The organism is Cupriavidus sp. 22TCCZM01-5 (genome assembly GCF_057798915.1).
In genome coordinates, this window is record NZ_JBYOJR010000027.1 from 59606 (window position 1) to 80159 (window position 20554).

The 20554-nt window shown below is 68.8% G+C and carries 13 protein-coding genes; 10 read left to right on the forward strand and 3 right to left on the reverse strand.

All coding sequences use genetic code 11. From position 1 onward, the window contains the following. The first annotated feature begins 8 nt into the window (after nt 1-8). The 7 genes from treS (at nt 9) to treY (ending at nt 17324) form a co-directional block, all read left to right on the forward strand. The gene (gene treS / locus AC3FNH_RS22765) at nt 9-3374 is read left to right on the forward strand and encodes a maltose alpha-D-glucosyltransferase (RefSeq protein ID WP_488721650.1); all 3366 of its coding nucleotides are present in this window, start codon (nt 9-11) and stop codon (nt 3372-3374) included. Beyond that, complete coding sequence (gene glgB, locus AC3FNH_RS22770) at nt 3371-5623, forward strand: 1,4-alpha-glucan branching protein GlgB (protein ID WP_488721651.1); 2253 nt, start codon at nt 3371-3373, stop codon at nt 5621-5623. Before treS ends, glgB begins: the two co-directional genes overlap by 4 nt. Before the next feature lie 2 nt (nt 5624-5625). Beyond that, nucleotides 5626-7836 (forward strand): glycogen debranching protein GlgX, encoded by a 2211-nt coding sequence (gene glgX, locus AC3FNH_RS22775; RefSeq protein ID WP_488721652.1) that lies wholly within the window; start codon nt 5626-5628, stop codon nt 7834-7836. After that, the gene (gene malQ / locus AC3FNH_RS22780; protein ID WP_488721653.1) at nt 7833-10061 is read left to right on the forward strand and encodes a 4-alpha-glucanotransferase; all 2229 of its coding nucleotides are present in this window, start codon (nt 7833-7835) and stop codon (nt 10059-10061) included. Before glgX ends, malQ begins: the two co-directional genes overlap by 4 nt. Next, nucleotides 10058-12604, forward strand: coding sequence for a glycogen/starch/alpha-glucan phosphorylase (locus AC3FNH_RS22785; RefSeq protein WP_488721654.1), 2547 nt, complete (start codon nt 10058-10060; stop codon nt 12602-12604). Before malQ ends, AC3FNH_RS22785 begins: the two co-directional genes overlap by 4 nt. A gap of 108 nt (nt 12605-12712) precedes the next feature. Continuing rightward, on the forward strand, nt 12713-14665 hold the full coding sequence (treZ, locus tag AC3FNH_RS22790) for a malto-oligosyltrehalose trehalohydrolase (protein ID WP_488721655.1): 1953 nt from the start codon (nt 12713-12715) through the stop codon (nt 14663-14665). Next, a complete protein-coding gene (gene treY, locus AC3FNH_RS22795) occupies nt 14646-17324 on the forward strand; it encodes a malto-oligosyltrehalose synthase (RefSeq protein WP_488721656.1) in 2679 nt (892 codons plus the stop codon). Before treZ ends, treY begins: the two co-directional genes overlap by 20 nt. 13 nt (nt 17325-17337) lie before the next feature. Here treY and AC3FNH_RS22800 read toward each other — a convergent pair whose 3' ends face one another. Further along, complete coding sequence (locus AC3FNH_RS22800) at nt 17338-17913, reverse strand: malto-oligosyltrehalose synthase (RefSeq protein ID WP_488721657.1); 576 nt, start codon at nt 17911-17913, stop codon at nt 17338-17340. A 335-nt stretch (nt 17914-18248) separates the two neighbouring features. Between AC3FNH_RS22800 and AC3FNH_RS22805 the strand changes: the two genes are divergently transcribed. From AC3FNH_RS22805 to AC3FNH_RS22815, 3 genes are read left to right on the forward strand one after another with little or no spacing between them, the layout of a single operon-like run. Then, on the forward strand, nt 18249-18629 hold the full coding sequence (locus tag AC3FNH_RS22805; RefSeq protein WP_488721658.1) for a BON domain-containing protein: 381 nt from the start codon (nt 18249-18251) through the stop codon (nt 18627-18629). Nucleotides 18630-18653: 24 nt separating this feature from the next. Continuing rightward, nucleotides 18654-18872, forward strand: a complete 219-nt coding sequence (locus tag AC3FNH_RS22810; RefSeq protein WP_276101591.1) for a hypothetical protein — start codon at nt 18654-18656, stop codon at nt 18870-18872. A 27-nt stretch (nt 18873-18899) separates the two neighbouring features. Next, complete coding sequence (locus tag AC3FNH_RS22815) at nt 18900-19283, forward strand: hypothetical protein (RefSeq protein ID WP_488721659.1); 384 nt, start codon at nt 18900-18902, stop codon at nt 19281-19283. A gap of 87 nt (nt 19284-19370) precedes the next feature. On the opposite strand, the gene AC3FNH_RS22820 is transcribed toward AC3FNH_RS22815, so the two are convergent. Together AC3FNH_RS22820 and AC3FNH_RS22825 are read right to left on the reverse strand one after the other, a co-directional pair. Further along, nucleotides 19371-20057 carry a BON domain-containing protein gene (locus tag AC3FNH_RS22820; RefSeq protein ID WP_488721660.1) on the reverse strand — a complete coding sequence of 229 codons (687 nt, stop codon included), beginning with the start codon at nt 20055-20057 and terminating at the stop codon, nt 19371-19373. A gap of 105 nt (nt 20058-20162) precedes the next feature. Then, nucleotides 20163-20534 carry an endonuclease gene (locus AC3FNH_RS22825; RefSeq protein WP_276101594.1) on the reverse strand — a complete coding sequence of 124 codons (372 nt, stop codon included), beginning with the start codon at nt 20532-20534 and terminating at the stop codon, nt 20163-20165. Nucleotides 20535-20554 lie beyond the last annotated feature (20 nt).

The window sequence follows — 20554 nt, forward strand, 5'->3', positions numbered from 1 at the left end:
AGACACGGATGAAACGCCTGACCGAACCCGCCCACGCCCTGCTGCTCAACGCGGATCCGCTCTGGTACAAGGACGCGGTCATCTACCAGCTCCACATCAAGTCCTTCTATGACGCCAACGACGATGGCGTAGGCGACTTCGCCGGCCTGCTGGCCAAGCTGGACTACCTGGCCGACCTTGGCGTCGACACCGTCTGGCTGCTGCCGTTCTACCCGTCTCCGCGCCGCGACGATGGCTACGATATCGCCGACTACCGCAACGTGCACCCCGACTACGGCACCCTGGCCGAAGCCCGCCGCTTCGTGGCGGCCGCGCATGCGCGTGGCATTCGCGTCATCACCGAACTCGTCATCAACCACACCTCGGACCAGCACCCCTGGTTCCAGCGCGCGCGCAATGCCAAGCCAGGCTCCGCGGCGCGCCGCTACTACGTCTGGGCCGACCACGACCAGGGCTACGCCGGCACACGCATCATCTTCTGCGATACCGAGAAGTCCAACTGGAGCTGGGACCCGGTGGCGGGCGCGTATTTCTGGCACCGCTTCTATTCGCACCAGCCGGACCTGAACTTCGACAATCCGCAGGTGCTGAACGAGGTCCTGTCGGTCATGCGCTTCTGGCTGGATATCGGCGTGGACGGGCTGCGCCTGGACGCCGTACCCTACCTGGTGGAACGCGAGGGCACCAGCAACGAGAACCTGCCCGAGACCCACGCCGTCATCCGTCATATCCGCGCCCACCTGGACTCGCGTTACCAGGGGCGCGTGCTGCTGGCCGAGGCCAATATGTGGCCCGAGGACGCGCAGCAATACTTCGGCCGCAGCGCCACGGGCGCCCGCGGCGACGAATGCCACATGGCCTTCCACTTCCCGCTGATGCCGCGCATGTACATGGCCATCGCGCGCGAGGACCGCTTCCCGATTACCGACATCATGCGCCAGACGCCGGAGCTGCCCACCGACTGCCAGTGGGCGATCTTCCTGCGCAACCACGACGAACTGACGCTGGAAATGGTGACCAGCAACGAACGCGACTACCTTTGGGAGGTCTACGCCTCCGACCGCCGCGCGCGCATCAACCTTGGCATCCGGCGCAGGCTGGCCCCGCTGATGGAGCGCGACCGGCGCCGCATCGAGCTGATGAACAGCCTGCTGTTTTCCATGCCCGGCACGCCCGTGATGTACTACGGCGACGAGATCGGCATGGGCGACAACATCCACCTGGGCGACCGTGACGGCGTGCGCACGCCCATGCAGTGGTCGCCCGACCGCAACGGCGGCTTCTCGCACGCCGACCCGGAACGGCTGGTGCTGCCGCCGCTGCAAGGTCCGCTGTATGGATACGAGGCGGTCAATGTCGAAGCCCAGGCGCGAGATCCGCATTCGCTGCTCAACTGGATGCGCCGCATGCTTGCGCTGCGGCGCAAGCACCGCGCCTTCGGCCGCGGCACGCTGCGCTTCCTGTTCCCGGGCAACCGCAAGATCCTGGCCTACCTGCGCGAGTATGAAGACGAGCACATCCTGTGCGTGGCCAACCTGTCGCGCGCGCCGCAAGCCGTCGAACTCGACCTGGCCAGTTTTAACGGGCGCGTGCCCGTCGAGATGATGGGAGCCACGCCGTTCCCGGCCATCGGCACCCTCACCTATCTGCTCACGCTGCCGCCCTACGGCTTCTACTGGTTCGTACTCAGCGAAGAAGCGCAGCCGCCCGCGTGGCACGTGACCGCGCCGGAACAAATGCCCGATCAGATCACGCTGGTGCTGCAGAATAAGGGGCGGCTCGAGCTGACCGAGGCGTCGCGGCACATCCTCAATGTGGAGGTGCTGCCGCCCTATATCCGCCGCCGGCGCTGGTTCGGCGCGAAGGACGAAAGCATCCAGCACGCATCGCTGGCGTACCTGGTGCCGTTTGCGCGGGCCCCCACGGGCGAGGAAATCTATCTCGGCGAAGTCGAAGTCCGGCTTTCCGGCGGACGCACCGAGCGCTACCAGTTGCCGATCGGCCTGCTGTGGGACCGCGAGAGCCCCGAGGGCGTGTCACAGCTCGTGCATGGACTGTCGATGGCCCGCGTGCGCCAGGGCAGCCGCATTGGCCTGGCCACCGACGGCTTCGTGCTGGAGCCGTTCGCGCGCGAGGTGATCCGCGCGTTGCGGGCCGGCGCCGAGCTGCAAGGCCCGCAGGAGACGATCCGGTTCCGCGCCGAGCCGGGGCTGGCGGCGCTGCAGCCGGAACAGGAAGAGATCCAGTGGATATCGGCCGAACAGTCTAACAGCTCGCTCGCCTACGACAACACCGCCGTGCTCAAGCTGGTGCGGCGGCTTTCGGGCGGCATGCACCCGGAAGTCGAGATGACGCGCTACCTGACGGCCCAGGGCTACCCGCACTCGCCACCGCTGCTCGGGGAAGTGTCGCGCACCGGCAGTGACGGTATCGCGCACACGCTGATGCTGGTGCAGGGCTATATCCTCAACCAGGGCAACGGCTGGGACTGGACCCTGGATTACCTCGGCCGAGTCATCGACGATGCGCTGCCCGCCAACGAAAGCGAAGACGAGTTCGCCGAAGCCATGAACGGCTACGCTACCATGGCCGGCACGCTCGGGCGCCGGCTGGCCGAACTGCACGCGGTACTGGCACGGCCCGCGGACGACCCCGCGTTCGCGCCGGTCGCGGCCACCGACGTGGAAGCGCAGCTGTGGACGGAGCAGGCCATGGCGGCCCTGACGCGTGCGCTTGGTTTGCTCGAAAAGCAACCGCGCGATGAATCGAAATCGGAGAGCAGGCGTTTCCTGACCGATATCGATACCCTGCTGGAGGCGCGCGAGGCCTTGCCCGGGCTGGTTGCCAGACTTGCCGCGGCTGCGCCCGCAAGCCTGCAGACCCGCATCCATGGCGACTTCCACCTGGGCCAGGTGCTGATCGCCCAGAACGACATCTACCTGGTCGACTTCGAAGGCGAGCCCGGGCTCCCGCTCGACTGGCGCCGGCGCAAGACCTCCCCCCTGCGCGACGTCGCGGGATTGCTGCGCTCGATCGACTACGCCGCGGCGACGGTCGGCACCGACCGCCAGGAGCGCACGCACGCCGAACTGCCGCCCGCGCTGGCCGAGCGGCGCGGCGGCCTGCTGGAACAATTCCGCACCACCGCGAGCGATGCCTTCCTGAGCTGCTACAGCCAGCATATGGAGGCTTCCGGCGCGCCGTGGGTACAGCCAGCGCAGTTGCAGCCGCTGCTTGACCTGTTCCTGTTGGAGCGCGCCGCCTATGAAGTGGAGTATGAAGCCGCCAACCGCGTGGCGTGGATCGATTTGCCTGCCAGCGGACTTGCGCGCATGGTGCGCAAGCTGCAGGCCGGAAACCTGGAGGCGCAATGAGCCGTGTCGACAACCGCCCCGCCGAGCGCCGCACCAGCACGATCTCCGACGGCGAACTGGGCGCGCTGCTCGAAGGCCGCCATCGCGATGCCTTCGCTGTGCTTGGCCCGCATCCGGACGGCGACGCGCTGGTCGTGCGCGCATGCGTGCCGGGCGCGCAATCCGTGACGCTGACCGATTCACGGGGCACGCCTCTGGCGGAAATGACGTCCTTGCACGATGGCGGCGTGTTCAGCGCACGGCTGCCCGCCGGCACCTCGGGCTACCAGTTGCTGGTGCGCTGGCCCAATGGCAGCGAACAGCTCAGCCACGACCCGTATGCCTTCGGCCTGCTGCTTGGCGACCTCGACCTGCACCTGATCGCCGAAGGGCGCCACCTGGAGCTGGGAACGTGCCTTGGGGCGCAGTGGCGGCGCATCGATGGCGTCGATGGCGTGCGTTTTGCCGTGTGGGCTCCGAATGCGCGCCGCGTATCGGTGATCGGTGACTTCAATGGCTGGCAGCCAGCCCGGCACCCGATGCGGCTGCGCCACCCGAGCGGGATCTGGGAGCTGTTCATCCCCGGCGACATGGGCTCCCGTCCAGGCTCCCGCTACAAGTTCGACCTGCTGGACCCGCACGGCCGGGAACTCCCCGACAAGGCGGACCCGCTCGCGCTGGCCACGGAGCCGCCCCCGGCCACCGCCTCGGTCGTGACCGAGCCGGGAATATCGGCGCCGCCCTTCGCCTGGCAGGACGATGAGTGGATGCGCCTGCGCAATGCCGTCGATCCCTACGCCGCGCCGCTTTCCGTCTATGAGGTCCATGCGGGATCCTGGCTGCGCGCCGCCAACGACCCCGAGCGCGGCTGGGAAACCCTGGCCGAACGGCTCATTCCCTATGTCCGCGAACTCGGCTTCACGCATATCGAACTGCTGCCGGTGACCGAGCACCCGTTCGGCGGATCATGGGGCTACCAGCCGCTGTCGCTCTACGCGCCCACGGCGCGGCTGGGGCCGCCGCAGGCGTTCGCGGCCTTCGTCGACAGCTGCCACCGCGATGGCATCGGCGTGATCCTGGACTGGGTACCCGCGCATTTCCCGACGGATCCGCACGGGCTCGCACAGTTCGATGGCACGGCGCTATACGAACACCAGGATCCGCGTGAAGGCTTCCACCAGGACTGGAACACCCTGATCTACAACCTCGGGCGCAATGAGGTGCGTGGCTTCCTGCTGGCTGGCGCGCTGCACTGGCTCGAGCATTTCCACGTCGATGGGCTACGCGTGGACGCGGTGGCGTCCATGCTCTATCGCGACTACAGCCGTGCAGCCGGCCAGTGGGTCCCCAACCGCTTCGGCGGACGCGAAAACCTGGAAGCCGTCGCCTTCCTGCGCGAACTCAATACGGTCGCGCATGAACGCTGCCCCGGCGCCCTGACCATTGCCGAGGAGTCGACCGCCTGGCCCGGCGTCACGGCCAGCGCCGCCAGCGGCGGGCTGGGCTTCGACTTCAAGTGGAACATGGGCTGGATGCACGACACGCTGCGCTACCTGTCGCTGGATCCGATCCATCGCGCCTGGCACCACCAGGACATGACGTTCGGGACGGTCTATGCCTGGTCGGAGGCATTCGTGCTGCCGCTGTCGCACGACGAGGTCGTGCATGGCAAGGGATCGATGATCGGCAAGTGTCCCGGCGACGACTGGCAGCGCTTTGCCGGCCTGCGTGCCTACTACGGGTTCATGTGGGCACACCCGGGCAAGAAGCTGCTGTTCATGGGCGGCGAGATCGCCCAATGGCAGGAATGGAACCACGACGGCGAGCTCGACTGGGCGCTGCTCGAGCACCCGATGCACCGGGGCGTCCACACGCTGGTGCGCGACCTGAACGCGCTGTACCGGGAACTGCCCGCCCTGCACGAACTTGACCATTCCCCTGCGGGATTCCAGTGGGTGGTCGGCGACGATCACCAGAACAGCGTCTTCGCCTGGCTGCGCCGCCCCGCGCCCGGCAGCGGCGACATGGTGCTGGCTGTCGTCAACATGACCCCGGTGCCGCGGCACGGCTACCGCATCGGCGTCCCCTCCGCCGGCCGCTGGCACGAGCGGCTCAACACCGATGCGGCCTGCTATGGCGGCGGCAACGTCGGCAATCAAGGCGCGCAGGTGGCCGAGCCCGTGCCGGCGCACGGGCAGGACGCTTCCCTGGTCCTCACGCTGCCGCCGCTGGCAACCCTCCTGCTGCAGCACGCCGGGGCCGGGGAGTGATCATGGCGCTCCAGCTCACGGATCGGCTGCTGGCCGGCAAGCCCTACCCGCTCGGCGCCCATTGGGACGGCCTTGGCGTGAATTTCGCCGTGTTCTCGGCCAATGCCGCGCGCATTGACTTGTGCCTGTTCTCGGCCAGCGGCCGCAAGGAACTGTCGCGTATGCCACTGCCCGAATGCACCGACGAGATCTGGCATGGCTACCTGCCCAACGCGGCGCTCGGCACGCTGTACGCGTACCGCGCCTACGGGCCGTACGATCCCGCCCACGGGCACCGTTTCAATCCGCACAAGCTGCTGCTCGATCCGTACGCCCGCCAGCTCAGCGGACCGGTGCGCTGGTCCGACGCGCTGTTCGGCTATCGCCTGCAAAGCGCGCGCGGCGATCTCACGCCCGACCGCCGCGACAGCGCGCCCAATATGCCCAAGGCCATCGTGGTCGACGAAAGCTTCCATTGGGGCGATGACCGGCCGCCTGACGTGCCGTGGCCGGACACGGTCCTCTACGAAACCCACCTGCGAGGGGTGTCGATGCTGCGCGAAGAGGTACTGCCACACCTGCGCGGGACGTTCGCGGCGCTGGCCGACCCGCGCTTCCTGGACCACCTGCTGCGCCTGGGCGTGACCGCCGTGGAGTTGCTGCCGGTGCACGCCATCCTCCAGGACCGCTTCCTGCTGGAGCGCGGCCTGCGCAACTACTGGGGCTACAACACGCTGTCGTACTTCGCGCCGGAGCCGTCCTACCTCGCCACCGACCAGCTCCTTGAACTCAAGGTCGCAGTGCGGCGGCTGCACGCGGCCGGCATCGAAGTGATTCTGGACGTGGTCTACAACCATACGTGCGAAGGTAACGAACTCGGGCCGACGGTGTCGTGGCGCGGGCTGGACAACGCCAGCTACTACCACCTCGTGCCCGGCGACGAACGCCACTATGTCAACGACACCGGCTGCGGCAACATGCTCAACCTGTCGCATCCGCGCGTGCTGCAGATGGTGCTTGATTCGCTGCGCTACTGGGTCGAGTGCTACCACGTCGACGGTTTTCGCTTCGACCTGGGCACCACGCTCGGCCGCGAACACAATGGCTTCGATCCGGGCGCCGCTTTTTTCGACGCGGTGCTGCAGGACCCGGTGCTCAGCCGCGTCAAGCTGATCTCCGAACCCTGGGACCTGGGGCCGGGCGGATACCAGCTTGGCAACCAACCGCCGGGCTTTGCCGAGTGGAACGACAAGTTCCGCGACACCGTGCGCCTCTACTGGCGCGGCGACCCCGGCCAGCGGGGCGAGCTGGCGGCGCGGCTGGCCGGCTCGGCCGACCTGTTCGACCGCCGCCACCGGAGGCCGTGGTCGAGCATCAACTTCATCACCTCGCATGATGGCTTCACGCTGGCCGACCTGGTCAGCTACAACACCAAGCACAACGAGGCCAACGGCGAAGACAACCGCGACGGCACGGACCAAAACCACAGCGCCAACTGGAGCCCTGACGGCAGCGTCGAAGGCCCGACGGACGATGCGGCGATCCTGGCGCTGCGCGCGCGCGTGTCCCACGCCATGATGGCCACGCTGTTGCTGGCCCAGGGCACGCCGATGCTGACCGCCGGCGACGAATCGGGCCGCAGCCAGGGGGGCAACAACAATGCGTACTGCCAGGACAATGCGCTGTCCTGGCTGGACTGGAAGCAGGCGCTGACGCCGCAGGGCCAGACGCTCCTGCAGATCGTGCGCCGCCTGCTGGCGCTGCGCCGCCGGCTGTACGCGGCCGACGCCCACCGCTTTGCGCACGGCAACCACGAGCCGTTGCCGGGCATCGGCGATATCGCCTGGTTCGATACGGACGGACAGCCGCCAGGCCCGGAAGCCTGGGCCGACCCCGATATCCGTACGCTTGCGCTGCGCCGCGCCGAGCGCCTCGAAGCATTCCGGCGCCCCGTGCGCGGCGGCCAGGCCAGCCCGGTGCAGGTGACGCTGATGCTGCTCAACGCCGGAGACAACGACGCGGTGTTCCACCTGCCCGAGCCGGCGCTGGACTGGCAATTGCTTTTCGACAGCAGCCAGCCCGACTTGCCGGAAGCCGGACTACCCGTGGCCGGTGTGACGGTGCAGGCGGTGCCAGCCCATGCGCTGGTCGTGCTCGCCGCGCAGGCCGAGCCGCCGCCACCCGCGCGCCCGGCGACGCCGCCGCGCGCCCCTTTGCAGGAGCCAGACGCATGACATTGCCACGCACCTCCCCACCGGACCCGCTCCACGCGCTGGCAAGGCGCGCCGGCTTGCAGCCGCATTGGCTGGATGCCTGGGGCCGACCGCAACAGGTCGCGGACGCGGCCCTGCGCCGCCTGCTGCAAGGCCTGGCGCTGGCCTGCGACACGCCTGCACAGTGCCGGGCCTCGTGTGCGCGGCTGGACGCCGAGGATGCCGCCTGCGGCCTGCCCCCGCTGCTTACGGCGGACCAAGGGCGGCCCATTGCCGTGCCGTGGCCGGAGATCGCGCAAGCGCGGCCGTACCAGATCGAACTGGAAGATGGCGGGCGTTTCGACGGCACCGCGGAGCCCGCCGGGAACGGGACGCTGCGCCTTGCACCCATCGCCGCATGCGGTTATCACCGACTGCATGTGGCAGACGCGCAGACCGTCCTGGCCGTTGCGCCGCCGCGCTGCTTCGGCGTGGGCGACGCCCTGCGCGCAGCCGGACGCGACGCTGCAGCAGTACGCTCCTGGGGCCTAGCCGTGCAACTCTACGGCCTGCGCCGCGGCGCGCCGACCGGCATCGGCGATCTCACGGCGCTCGCGCAGTGTTGCCATGTGGCCGCCAGCGAACAGGCCGACGCCGTGGCGGTCAATCCGCTCCATGCAGGCTTTGCCGCGATGCCGGAGCGCTACAGCCCCTATTCCCCATCGAGCCGCTTGTTCCGTAACCCGATTTACGCGGACCCCGCCGCGACGTTCGGGCAGGACGCCGTCGACAGCGCCATCGCGGCGCTGAATGCCGGCACGGCATTCGCGCAGCATGAGGCCCGTGCCGGGATCGAATGGGCTGAACTGTCGCGCCTGCGCCTGTCCGTGCTGCGGTGGCTGTGGACGCACCGCGAGCGGCTGCTAGCGCCCGCCGCGCTGGACGCGTGCGCCGCATTCCGCGCACGCGGCGGCACTGCGCTGCATGACCACGCCTGCTATGAAGCGATCCAGGCCAGCCGCCTCGGCGAAGCGGCCAACGGCATGAATGCCAACGGCGCCGCGGACTGGCGCTGCTGGCCGGTGACGCTGCGCTCGCCCGCCGATGCCGCCGTCGCCGCGTTCGCCATGGCGCATCCGCAGGAGATCGACTACCACGTCTTCCTGCAATGGCTGGCAGACGACGGACTCGCGCGTGCCGGGCAGGCCGCGCACGACGCGGGCATGGCGATCGGCGTGATCGGCGACCTGGCAGTCGGCGCGGATCCGGGCGGCAGCCAGGCATGGTCGCGCCAGGCGGACATTCTGGACGGGTTCCATGCCGGCGCGCCGCCCGATGTCTACAACCCGCGCGGACAGGACTGGGGCGTGACGGTGTTTGCGCCACGCAGCCTGCGCCATCGTGGCTACGGCGCCTTTATCGAGATGCTGCGCGCCAACCTGGCCCATGTCGGCGGCCTGCGTATCGACCACGTGCTCGGCCTGGCGCGCATGTGGCTGGTGCCGGCCGGCGCTTCGGCGCGCGACGGTGCCTACCTCGAATTCCCGCTGCAGGACTTGTTGCGGCTCGTGGCGCTGGAATCGTGGCGGCACCGCGCGATCATCATCGGCGAGAACCTGGGCACGGTACCGGCGCATCTGGACAGCGCGCTGGCCGCGCGCGGCGTACTTGGCATCGACGTGCTGTGGTTCGCGCGTGAAGCACCGGTCGCACAGGCCGATGCCGGCACCGCGCCCGAAGCGTTGGCCGCGCCGCCGTTCCTGCGCGCCGAGGACTGGCCCCGCCACGCTGTGGCCACCACGTCGACGCACGACCTGCCCACCGTCGCGGGCTGGTGGCAGGGACAGGATCTGGCCTGGCGCGAACGGCTGGGGCTGCTTGGCCCGGCTGAAACCGCGCAGGATGCGCGCGCCGCGCGTGTGCGCGAGCGCACGGCATTGTGGCAGGCGCTGTGCGATGCTGGCCTTGCCGGCGGCGACATGCCCGGTCCGGCGCATCCGCCCCTTGACGCTGTGCTGGCCTGGCTTGGCCGCACCCGCACGCCGCTGCGCCTGGTGCCCATGGAAGACCTGCTCGGCGTGGCCGAACAAGCCAACCTGCCCGGCACCACGACCGGACACCCCAACTGGCAGCGCAGGCTCGATGCGGACGTGCGCCGGCTGTTCGAGTCGCCGGCCTTGCGCGCACGCGCCCAGGCGGTGCGCCAGGGCCGCCTGCCCGGTGCGCGGGCGGGCGCCGAGCCATCCAGATACGGAGGTCCCCCATGACGGAAGCCAACCGGCCCGAGCATGCCGACGATACCCGCACCGCTTTATCGAGTGCCAGCATCCGCCGCGCCTTCCTGGACCATGTGTTCCATACCCAGGGCAAGCCGCCGGAGCATGCCAGCCAGAACGACCTTTACCAGGCGCTTGCGCATACGGTGCGCGACCGGCTGGTGCAGCGCTGGATCAGCACCTCGGAGGCCTATCTTGACCAGCCCTCGCGCACGGTCGCCTACCTGTCCGCCGAGTTCCTGATCGGCCCCCATCTGGGCAATAACCTGATCAACCTGGGCATCTACAGCGAGGTGCAGGCCGCGATGCAGGCGCTCGGGCTGGACCTGGACCAGATCCTCGCGCAGGAGATCGAGCCCGGGCTCGGCAACGGCGGCCTGGGCCGGCTTGCCGCATGCTTCATGGATTCGCTGGCTACGCTGGAGATCCCTGCGCTGGGGTACGGCATCCGCTACGAATACGGCATCTTCCAGCAGGCCATCATCGACGGCCTGCAGGTAGAAAAGACCGATAGCTGGCTGCGCAACGGCAACCCGTGGGAAATCCAGCGTTCGGAGTGGGCGGTGCAGGTGCGCCTGGGCGGCCATACCGAGCACTACACCGATGACCGCGGGCATTACCGCGTGCGCTGGGTACCGGCCAAGACGGTAGTGGGCGTGCCGTTCGATTCGCCGATCCTCGGCTACCGCGTCAATACCGTCAACACGCTGCGCCTGTGGCGCGCCGACGCGACCGAGGCCTTCGACTTCCCTACCTTCAACCGCGGCGACTACCTGGGCGCGGTCAGCAAGAAGATCACCTCCGAGAACCTGACCAAGGTGCTCTATCCGAACGACGAGACCGAACAGGGCAAGGAGCTGCGGCTGGAACAGCAGTACTTCTTCGTCGCCTGCTCGCTGCAGGACATGCTGCGACTGCTGGCGGCCGACGGCATGCCGGTGTCGCGCTTCGATGAGAAGTTCGCGGTGCAGCTCAACGACACGCACCCGGCGGTGGGCATTGCCGAGCTGATGCGGCTGCTCGTGGACGAGCACGACCTGCCGTGGGACGAGGCCTGGGATGTCACGCGACAGGCCTTCGCCTATACCAATCACACGTTGCTGCCCGAAGCACTGGAGCAATGGCCGCTGCCGCTGTTCGGCCGCGTGCTGCCCCGCCATCTCGAGATCATCCTCGAGATCAACCGGCGCTTCCTGGACGCGGTTCGCATCCGCTTCTACGGCGACGATTCGCGCCTGGCGCGCCTGTCGCTGATCAACGAGCATGGCGAGCGCCAGGTGCGCATGGCGCATCTGGCGTGCGTGGGCAGCCATGCCATCAATGGCGTGGCGGAGCTGCATTCCCGGCTGATGCGCGAGGACGTGCTCAGGGACTTCCACGACATGTGGCCCGAGAAGTTCACCAGCATCACCAACGGTGTCACGCCGCGGCGCTGGCTGGCGCTATCGAACCCGCGCCTGTCGCGGCTGGTGACCGATGCCATCGGCGAAGGCTGGGTGACCGACCTGGAGCGCCTGCGGGCACTGGAGCCGTTTGCCGACGATGCCGGCTTCCGCGAGCAATGGCACGCGGTGCGGCGCGAAAACAAGGTGGCGCTCGCGGAACTGGTCCGCGACTGCACCGGGGTGGCCATCGACCCGTCGTCGATGTTCGACGTCATGGTCAAGCGCATCCACGAGTACAAGCGCCAGCACCTGGCGGTGCTGCATATCATCGCGCTCTATCACCGCATCAAGTCCGATCCTGATCTGGATCTCGCGCCGCGCACCTTCCTGTTCGCCGGCAAAGCGGCGCCAGGCTACCAGTACGCCAAGCTGATGATCCGCTTCATCACCAGCGTGGCCGACGTCGTGAACCGCGACCCGCAGGTGCGCGAGCGGCTCAAGGTGGTGTTCCTGCCCAATTTCAATGTCACCTGCGGGCAGCGCATCTACCCGGCGGCAGACCTGTCGGAGCAGATCTCGCTGGCCGGCAAGGAGGCATCGGGCACCGGCAACATGAAGTTCGCCATGAACGGCGCGCTCACGATCGGCACCATGGACGGCGCCAATATCGAGCTGCGCGATGCCATCGGCAGCGACAACTTCTTCGCCTTCGGGCTGACCGCGCCCGAGGTCTACGCGCTGCGCGACAGGGGCTACGACCCGGCCGCCTACTACCACGGCAACGCCGAACTGCGCGCCGTGATCGACCTGGTCCAGCAGGGCTTCTTCTCGCATGGCGATCCGGGTGTGTTCCGCGGCCTGTTCGACGCGCAGCTGCAACATGACCCCTACCTGCTGCTGGCTGATTTCGGCGCCTATCTCGAGTGCCAGCAGCGTGTCTGCGAAACCTACGTGCAGCCACGGCGCTGGCAGCGCATGTCGGTGCTGTCGTGTGCGCGCTCCGGGCATTTTTCATCGGACCGTGCCATCCGCGAGTACTGCGAGCAGATCTGGAAGGTCAGGCCCGTGCCAGTCCACCTGCTGCATCGCGCAAGCGGCGCGCCGCGGCATGCGGACAGCCGCATGCATGCCGTGGGCAAAGGCCACTAGCGCCATGACTGTTCGACAAAGCAGCGCGCAGAGTTGCCACCCCGACCCGGCAACGGCGGGCCCGCAACGGGGCCGCGCCCTGCCGGCTACCATTGTCAGGAGCTGATCGTGAACCTGCATTCATTTTTCCTCGGTACCGGTGCCAGCTCCGCCACGCCCAGGCTGGCGCCGCTGGACAGCTTCTCGGCCGGCGCACCCCAGGCGCCCGCGTCCAACGACGATCCGCACGGCTATGCGTTCGGCCCGGTCTGGCTGCCGGAGGGCCGCATCGGCTTCCGCCTGTGGGCCCCGGACGCCGCGCAGCGCGGCGAGTCGGTGCGGCTGGAGATCGCGGGCATGGGACCCGTGCGCATGACGCCAGGCGACGACGGCTGGTTCAGCGCGGTCGTGCCCTGCGGCGACGGCACGCGCTACTGGTTCCGGCTCGATGACGGCACCGCCTTCCCCGATCCTGCCTCGCGCTGGCAGCCGGGCGACGTGCACGGCCCCAGCGTTGCCTGCCAGCCCAGGGCCGCCACCTATCCGTGGACCTGCCCGGACTGGCGCGGGCGGCCGTGGCACGAGGCCGTCATTTACGAGCTTCACGTTGGCCTGTGCGGTGGCTACGCGGGTGCCATGCAGCAACTGCAGCGGCTTGCCGCGCTGGGGTTCACCGCCGTGGAGCTGATGCCGCTTGCCGAGTTTCCGGGCACGCGCAACTGGGGCTATGACGGCGTGCTGCCGTTTGCGCCCGAATCCGGCTATGGCACCCCGGACCAGCTGCGCGCGCTGGTGGACCACGCGCACGGCCTCGGCATGATGGTGCTGCTTGACGTGGTCTACAACCACTTCGGACCGGAGGGCAACTACCTGCACCACTATGCGAGCGCCTTCTTCCGCCAGGACCGGATGACGCCATGGGGGCCCGCCATCGACTTCCGCCGCCCGGAAGTGCGCCGCTTCTTTACCGAGAACGCACGCTACTGGCTGGAAGAGTTCCGCATCGACGGCCTGCGCCTGGACGCCGTGCATGCCATCGACGACGAAGGCTGGCTGGCGGCGCTACCGTCCGATCTGCGCGCGTGGCCAGGCATGGAGGGGCGCCATCTCCACCTCGTGCTGGAGAACGACGGCAACGACGCCTCGCGCCTGGCGGCCGGGTACGACGCCCAATGGAACGACGATGCCCATCATGCACTGCATGTCCTGCTGACCGGCGAGCAGGACGGCTACTATCGCGACTACGCGGCCAGCGCCGGCCCGCGTTCGCCGCTGCGCCACCTGGCGCGCGTGCTGGCCGAAGGCTTCGCGTACCAGGGCGAAGTGTCGCCGTTCCGATCGGCCGCCGAAGGTTCGCGCGCCCCGGTCCGGCGCGGACAACCGAGTGGCCACCTGCCGCCCACGGCCTTTGTCGCCTTCCTGCAGAACCACGACCAGACCGGCAATCGCGCCTTCGGTGAACGGCTGGCGACCCTGGCCGATGCCGACGCGCTGCGCGCTGCGGTGGCGCTGCAGCTGTTATGCCCACAGATACCGCTGGTATTCATGGGCGAGGAATGCGGGGCGCAAACGCCGTTCTACTATTTCACGAGCCATCCGCCGGAACTCGCCGAGGCCGTGCGCCAGGGGCGCAGGCAGGAATTCGCCAGCGTGGCAGCCTTCGGCGACGACGCGCGGGCGCGAGAGATTCCCGATCCCAACGACCCGGCGACGTTCGAGGCCTCGCGGCCGCCGCTGGACGTCGAGAACGAGTGGACGCGCTACTACCGGGGACTGCTCGCCATCCGCCAGGAATGGCTGATGCACCGGCTGCCGCGCGCCCGCAGCGCCGGCGTCGACGTGCTGGGGCCGGCCGCGCTGCGCGCACGCTGGCGCCTGGGCGAAGGCGCATGCCTGTCGATCTGGCTGAACCTTGGCCGCGAGGCCGTGAGCTGCCAGCCGCCGGCGCCCGGCTACGCCATGCTTCACGAAACCGCCGGCGGCCACGCCGATGCCCTGGCTGGCGGTTCGCTGCCCGCGCTGAGCTGCATCGCCGTGCTGTCCGGCCAGGGCGAGCCAGGCCATGACGCCGGCACTGGCTGACCCGACGCTTGAGGCCGCCGCGCGGCTGCCCCCGCGCGCGACCGCGCGCCTGCAGCTGCAGCCCGGTTTCACGCTCGCGGACGCTGCTGCGATGGTTGCCTACTATGCCGCGCTCGGTGTGAGCCACCTTTATCTTTCCCCGATTTGCGAGGCGCGTCCGGGCTCCACGCACGGCTATGACGTAACCGATTTCACGCGCGTGCGCGACGAGCTTGGCGGCGAGACCGCGCTGCGTGTCCTGGCACAGCGCGCGAGGGACGCCGGTCTGGGGCTGGTCCTGGACATCGTGCCCAACCACATGGCCGCCGACCCCACGCACAACGCGTGGTGGCGGGATGTGCTGGCGCGCGGGCAAGACAGTGCGCATGCCGCAAGTTTCGATATCGACTGGCAGCCCCCCGACCCGAGCCTGCATGGCAAGGTGCTGGAGCCCGTGCTCGGCCACCCGTACTGGGAAACGCTGGCGCGCGGGGAGTTGCGCGTGGTGCCGGACGCCGCTGGCGATGCCGCAACGCTGCGCTACTTCGGGCATGACTTTCCGCTTGCCCCGGACCCCCTGCTACGCCATGCCGCGGACCACCCGGACTGGTTCGATGGCACCCACGACGCCGGCCGCGCGCACCTGCATGCCTTGCTGGAACACCAGCACTATCGCCTGGCCTGGTGGCGCACGGCAGCGACCGCGCTCAACTGGCGACGCTTCTTCGAGATCAGCGACCTGGTCGGCATGCGCCAGGAAGATCCGGCGGTATTTGCCGCCACGCATGCGCTGGTCTTCCGCCTGCTGCGCGAAGGCATCGTCGACGGCTTGCGGGTGGACCACGTCGACGGCCTTGCCGATCCGGCGGCCTACTGCCGGCGACTGCGCGCCTGCCTGGACGAGCATGCGGCCCATCGGCCATCGGCGCCCTTCCGGCCGCGCCCATGGCTGCTGGTAGAGAAGATCCTGGCCCCGGGCGAGGCGCTGCCGGCGGACTGGCGGGTCGACGGCACCACCGGCTATGACTTCATGGACCAGGTCGCAGCCGTGCTGCACAGCGAGGCCGGCGCCATGCCGCTGGCCGCCCTGTGGCGGCAGGCCGGAGGCCGCCCCGCCAGCTACCAGGCTGCGCTGGCCGAGACGCGCGGCCTGATCCTGCGGCATCACCTCGTCACCGAATTCGAAGGCGCCTGCGCCCGGCTGCACGCTTGCGCCGCTGCCGATCCTGCCACGCGGGACCTGACGCGGCCAGCGTTGCGCCGGGCGTTGACCGCGTTGCTGGTGGCCGTGCCCGTTTACCGGACCTACCTGGATGGTGCCCCTGCGCGCCGCGACGCGGCCGCCCGCCACGCCGAGCAGGCCATGCTGGATGCCGCGGCCCGCAGCGCCCGCGCCACGCTCGCGCCGGAACAGGCGGCCGCACTCGACTTCATCCAGGCCTGCCTGCACACGCCAGAGGCGGATGCCAGCGCGCCGGCACAGGCCCGGCGCCGCGTGCAGCAACTGATGCCGGCGCTGGCCGCCAAGGCCGGCGAAGACACGGCGTTCTACCGCTACGGAGCGCTGCTGTCGCGCAACGAGGTCGGCAGCCATCCGGCCGTGCTGGCGCTGTCGCCGGCGGGCTTCCATGCCGCCATGGCAACGCGGCACCGGTCTTTTCCCCAGGCGATGCTGGCCACCGCCACCCATGACCACAAGCGCGGCGAGGATGCGCGCATGCGCTTAGCGGTATTGAGCGAGCTGCCGCAGCAATGGGCCGTGGCGGTGCACGCGTGGGAGGTCGACGGCGCGCGCATGCTGGCTTCGCTGCCCTGCGCCCCTGACGCGGCCGACAGGCTGATGCTGTACCAGACTCTGCTGGGTGCGTGGCCGATGCAGCGCGACGCGCTGGCGCAGGACGAAGCGCTGACGGCATTCCTGGCGCGCATCGGCCAATGGCAGCGCAAGGCCATTCGCGAAGCCAAGCTGCATGGCAACTGGACCATGCCGGATGCCGCTTACGAAGACGCGTGCGAAACGTTCCTGCGCGGCCTGGCGACGGGCTGGCCACAGGGCGGCCTGCTCGCCCGGATCGGCCAGTTCGTGCAGCGCGTGGCCGCGGCCGGGGCCATGAACAGCCTCGCGCAAGCCATGATCCAGCTAACGGCGCCCGGCGTACCCGACCGGTACCAGGGTTGCGAAGACTGGGACCTGAGCCTGGTCGACCCCGATAACCGCCGCCCGCCCGACTACCAGCGCCTGCAAGCGCAACTGGACTGCCACGCCGGCTGGGCCGAATGGCTGGCGTGCTGGCGGGACGGGCGTGTGAAGCAACAGCTCGTGCGGCATGCGCTGGCTGTGCGCCGCGCGCACGAAGCGCTGTTCCGCCAGGGCGACTACCGGCAGCTCGCTGCAGAAGGTCCTCTTGCGGAACATGTACTCGCGTTTGTGCGGACGCTCGGAGCGCAGCAAGCGTTGACGGTGGTCACTCGCCTGGGCGCAGCGCTCGTCGGCCAGGAACTGCCCCGGGTTGTGCCGGCCCGCTGGGGCAACACCGTCATCGACGCCGGCGCGCGCCAGTCAGGCGGCTGGGTAGAGGCGCTGACGGGCCAGACAATCGCCGCAGGACCGGATGGCAAGCTGCCTGTCCGCGAGGTATTGGCCCTGCTGCCCGTCGCACTGCTGCTGCGGCAGGGTTAGCACGACACGCCCGTTACAAGGTCGGCGCTGCGCCCGGAGTCCGACGCCCGGCGATCGGTATCAGCGGCCTGGCGGTATTGGCTTGCGTAGGCGACGCGCCCTGTTCCTGCGGCAGGTAGGGGCGAATCACCAGCGCCACATAGTCGTCTTCCTTCGGCGTCACGACGATGTACGCCAGGCCCGACATGACCAGGCCGACCTCGCCCAGTTCCGTCGATATCCGGGCGACGATAAAGCGTTGCAGCAAACGGGGATCGATCGAATTATCGATGGCCAGCGCAGCCGTACAGATGGTCAGGAAGCAGCGCTCCACCTCCTGGCAGACCACCACGACTTCGTCCAGCGCGTAGCCGGACTGGCTCGCGCGCACCAGCACCGATACGCCGGTGCTTGGTGCTGCCCGGTGCCAGCCCGACTTGGCCTTGAAGGACGGCAGGGTCAGCCCCGAGCCCGTGTCGTGGGCCACGGTATTGAAGCGCTGTGAAAAGTCCGTCGGCGTCATGGCAAGCAATTGCCGCTCCACGGGTGTCGAAGACACTGCCACGGACGAGGCGAGGACGAGGGAAGACAGGACGGCGGCCAGATTCATAGCTTCCTCCCAATCGGTGAGCCGCTCCCCCCGGCCGGCTGCCAGGACGCCACCCCGCGCGGTCCAGGCCAGCATCTTCTTCACTATAGACGTGGCTGAACGCAAGTGCCGCGCCACACAACACGGCGCCGGTGCCCCCGGACCATCGCCCTTGCGCACGCAATCCCCGCTCCAGCGTCAGCCCATGCAGTTTCTTCAGTCGCGGTAAAAAGTACTGCACCGCTGATCCGGTTGCGCCACATGGCCGCACGCGCGACCGTCCAGGCCGCGGGAACGAAGCTTGCGGTGATATCTGCAAGGGCCGGCCCGGCCGGCGCAATCCGGAGGACACCGCCATGAACACTCGCGTGCGCGCCAAGCTTGCATCCACGGCGCCAGCCGTGGCAGCCGCGCTGCTGTTCGCCGGCAGCGCTATCCACCCTATCCATGCCGCTCCCACGGATCCGGTCCCGGCGCCGTCATCGCCAGGCCGCACCGCCGAGCCGCGCGATACCCAGGCCAGCAGCGACCGTGCCATCACGACCGAAGTCCGGGCGCGCCTGGCGTCGAGCCGGGGCCTGGACCCGGCCAGTATCCGGGTCAGCACGACCGACGGCGTGGTACGACTGGAAGGCACTGTGCGCGATGACGCACAACGGGCGCGTGTGATGGACATGGCGCGCAGTGTTCGCGGCGTGACCGCGGTGTCCGACGAACTGAAGGCCCGTACCGACTAGCCAGGATTCAGGAGGCCAAGGCAAATGAGCACGCACCGCCAGCATGAGCATGACAATCAGCGCGACCTGAAGCGGACCTCACACAAGGGACCTGATGTCGACCACGAACGCGGCAAGCCCGGCCGCGAGCCCCGCCGCGACGTGGAGCGCGAACACGACACTCCGGACGAGAACGGCGAGCCGCCATCGGTACGCCGCGGCGGCGACCCCGAGGCCACTGAGCCGCCGGTCGAGAACACCTGAATGTCTGAATGGCAACAGGAGAGCAGGATGAGCAAGACCGTACGCACCGGGGGGCGCGCAGACAGGCGCGCGTCCGCGGCTTCGCGGCCGCAAGCATCGGCCCCGTCAACGCGCAAGCGTAACGGTGAACGCCAGCGCAGCGACGCCCGCAGTGCCGCGCAGGCCACCGGTGGCAACGTGCCCAGCACGCTGGACCCGGACCTGACCGAGCCGGCAAAAGATATCGATGACGAACTGGCGCAGATCGAACGCGAGCGTCACGAGTCGCCTGATGAAGAGCTTCCCGAGGAAGCGATCAACGAAGATATTGAGCGGGCGGCCGAGCGCCTGCCCGCCGACGTGCCGATCGACAAGGCCGATCGCACCGACGAGCGCGAGGAGCGTCCGCCTCCTCCACCGAAGTTCAGATAGCTCCGCGCGACACATCCGACAAATTCAAACGACACCGCCCCGGCATTGCCGGGGCGGTGCTGTGACACGGGCGGCCTACTCCTCCGTCTACTCCGAGGCCAGCATGCCATACCGGTGGACGTGGATATGATTGAGCACCTCGCGCACGCCAAACACTGACTCGGCAATGTCCTCGATCTCGTACTTGCTGCGCCGGTCGTTCACCGTGCCTTCCATCGTCACCACGCCGTCGCGCACATGGACCGTCACCTCGCTCACATCGAGCCCATGTTCGTGCGCCAGCCGCGTGCACACATCGTCCTCGATACGGTCGTCCGCGCGGCGATAGTTGCGCGGCCCTTCGCTGCGGCGGTAACCGGCATCGCCGCGGCCATAACCGCGCTCGCGTTCTCGTTGTTCATCCAGGCCATACATGGGATAGCGCCCCGGCTCACGACGCGGATCGGGGCGCCCGTCGCCGGACCGCTCTTGCCGGGAAGACCCGGAGGCGGGCCAACTCCACTCTTCGACATAGAGCCCCATCCATTCCTCGTCGGGCCCCCTGTCCTGCCCGCCCCAGGTGCCGCGCCCGATTTCGCGTGGCAGTCGTTCTTCGGGATTGCCGTGGCGGGCCGAGAGATGGCGCATGCGTTCGGTGCGCTCGTGCGCCGGCAAATCGCTGTAGCCCTGCTCATTGCTGCCGTACTGGCGCTGGGGCGGCCTGCGCAGGTATTCGTCGTCGCCGCGCGGATAGTCGTCATCACCGCGACGATCGGAATAGTCGCTTCGTCTCATTGGGTGATCTCCTTTGCCCCGCCGCGGGCGCAATGGCAATGATTTCAAGCAGCGGTAAGAACGACCGCGTGACGCGGCGACGCGTCAGCGGCTGTCCATGGCTGCTCAGGCCCCGTCCAGGAAATTGCTGGGCCGCCCCATCGGCCGCCCGAGGTTCGGGCTGGCCCACTGCGCGCCACTGGTATAGGGGTCAGGCGTGCGCTGCTGCATGGTGCCAGGCATATTCACGTCCGGTTGCATTGGCGTGGCGCCGGGCTGTGCTGGCATGGTGGAGGGCTGCGATTCGGGGGCAAGGTCCTGGCGCGTGGACGCATTGGCGCCCTGCGAATAAGGATCGAACCTGTCGCCTACGCGTCCGCCCTGCGTATAGGGATCGGCGGGGCCGCGCGGCGCTGCCGGCGTCTGCGCCATGGCGGGCATCGCTGCCGCGGCGAGCACCGCGGCCAACAGCACGCGGCTCGGTCGTAAATGCTTCATGGTTACCTCCGTTCGCGCGC

What these genes read in the sequence shown, in the direction of transcription:
- malQ (WP_488721653.1), top strand. Translation starts at nt 7,833, where the DNA reads ATGACATTGCCACGCACCTCCCCACCGGACCCGCTCCACGCGCTGGCA.
- glgB (WP_488721651.1), top strand. Translation starts at nt 3,371, where the DNA reads ATGAGCCGTGTCGACAACCGCCCCGCCGAGCGCCGCACCAGCACGATC.
- AC3FNH_RS22785 (WP_488721654.1), top strand. Translation starts at nt 10,058, where the DNA reads ATGACGGAAGCCAACCGGCCCGAGCATGCCGACGATACCCGCACCGCT.
- AC3FNH_RS22815 (WP_488721659.1), top strand. Translation starts at nt 18,900, where the DNA reads ATGAGCAAGACCGTACGCACCGGGGGGCGCGCAGACAGGCGCGCGTCC.
- AC3FNH_RS22800 (WP_488721657.1), bottom strand. Translation starts at nt 17,913, where the DNA reads ATGAATCTGGCCGCCGTCCTGTCTTCCCTCGTCCTCGCCTCGTCCGTG.
- AC3FNH_RS22805 (WP_488721658.1), top strand. Translation starts at nt 18,249, where the DNA reads ATGAACACTCGCGTGCGCGCCAAGCTTGCATCCACGGCGCCAGCCGTG.
- treS (WP_488721650.1), top strand. Translation starts at nt 9, where the DNA reads ATGAAACGCCTGACCGAACCCGCCCACGCCCTGCTGCTCAACGCGGAT.
- glgX (WP_488721652.1), top strand. Translation starts at nt 5,626, where the DNA reads ATGGCGCTCCAGCTCACGGATCGGCTGCTGGCCGGCAAGCCCTACCCG.
- AC3FNH_RS22810 (WP_276101591.1), top strand. Translation starts at nt 18,654, where the DNA reads ATGAGCACGCACCGCCAGCATGAGCATGACAATCAGCGCGACCTGAAG.
- treY (WP_488721656.1), top strand. Translation starts at nt 14,646, where the DNA reads ATGACGCCGGCACTGGCTGACCCGACGCTTGAGGCCGCCGCGCGGCTG.
- AC3FNH_RS22825 (WP_276101594.1), bottom strand. Translation starts at nt 20,534, where the DNA reads ATGAAGCATTTACGACCGAGCCGCGTGCTGTTGGCCGCGGTGCTCGCC.
- AC3FNH_RS22820 (WP_488721660.1), bottom strand. Translation starts at nt 20,057, where the DNA reads ATGAGACGAAGCGACTATTCCGATCGTCGCGGTGATGACGACTATCCG.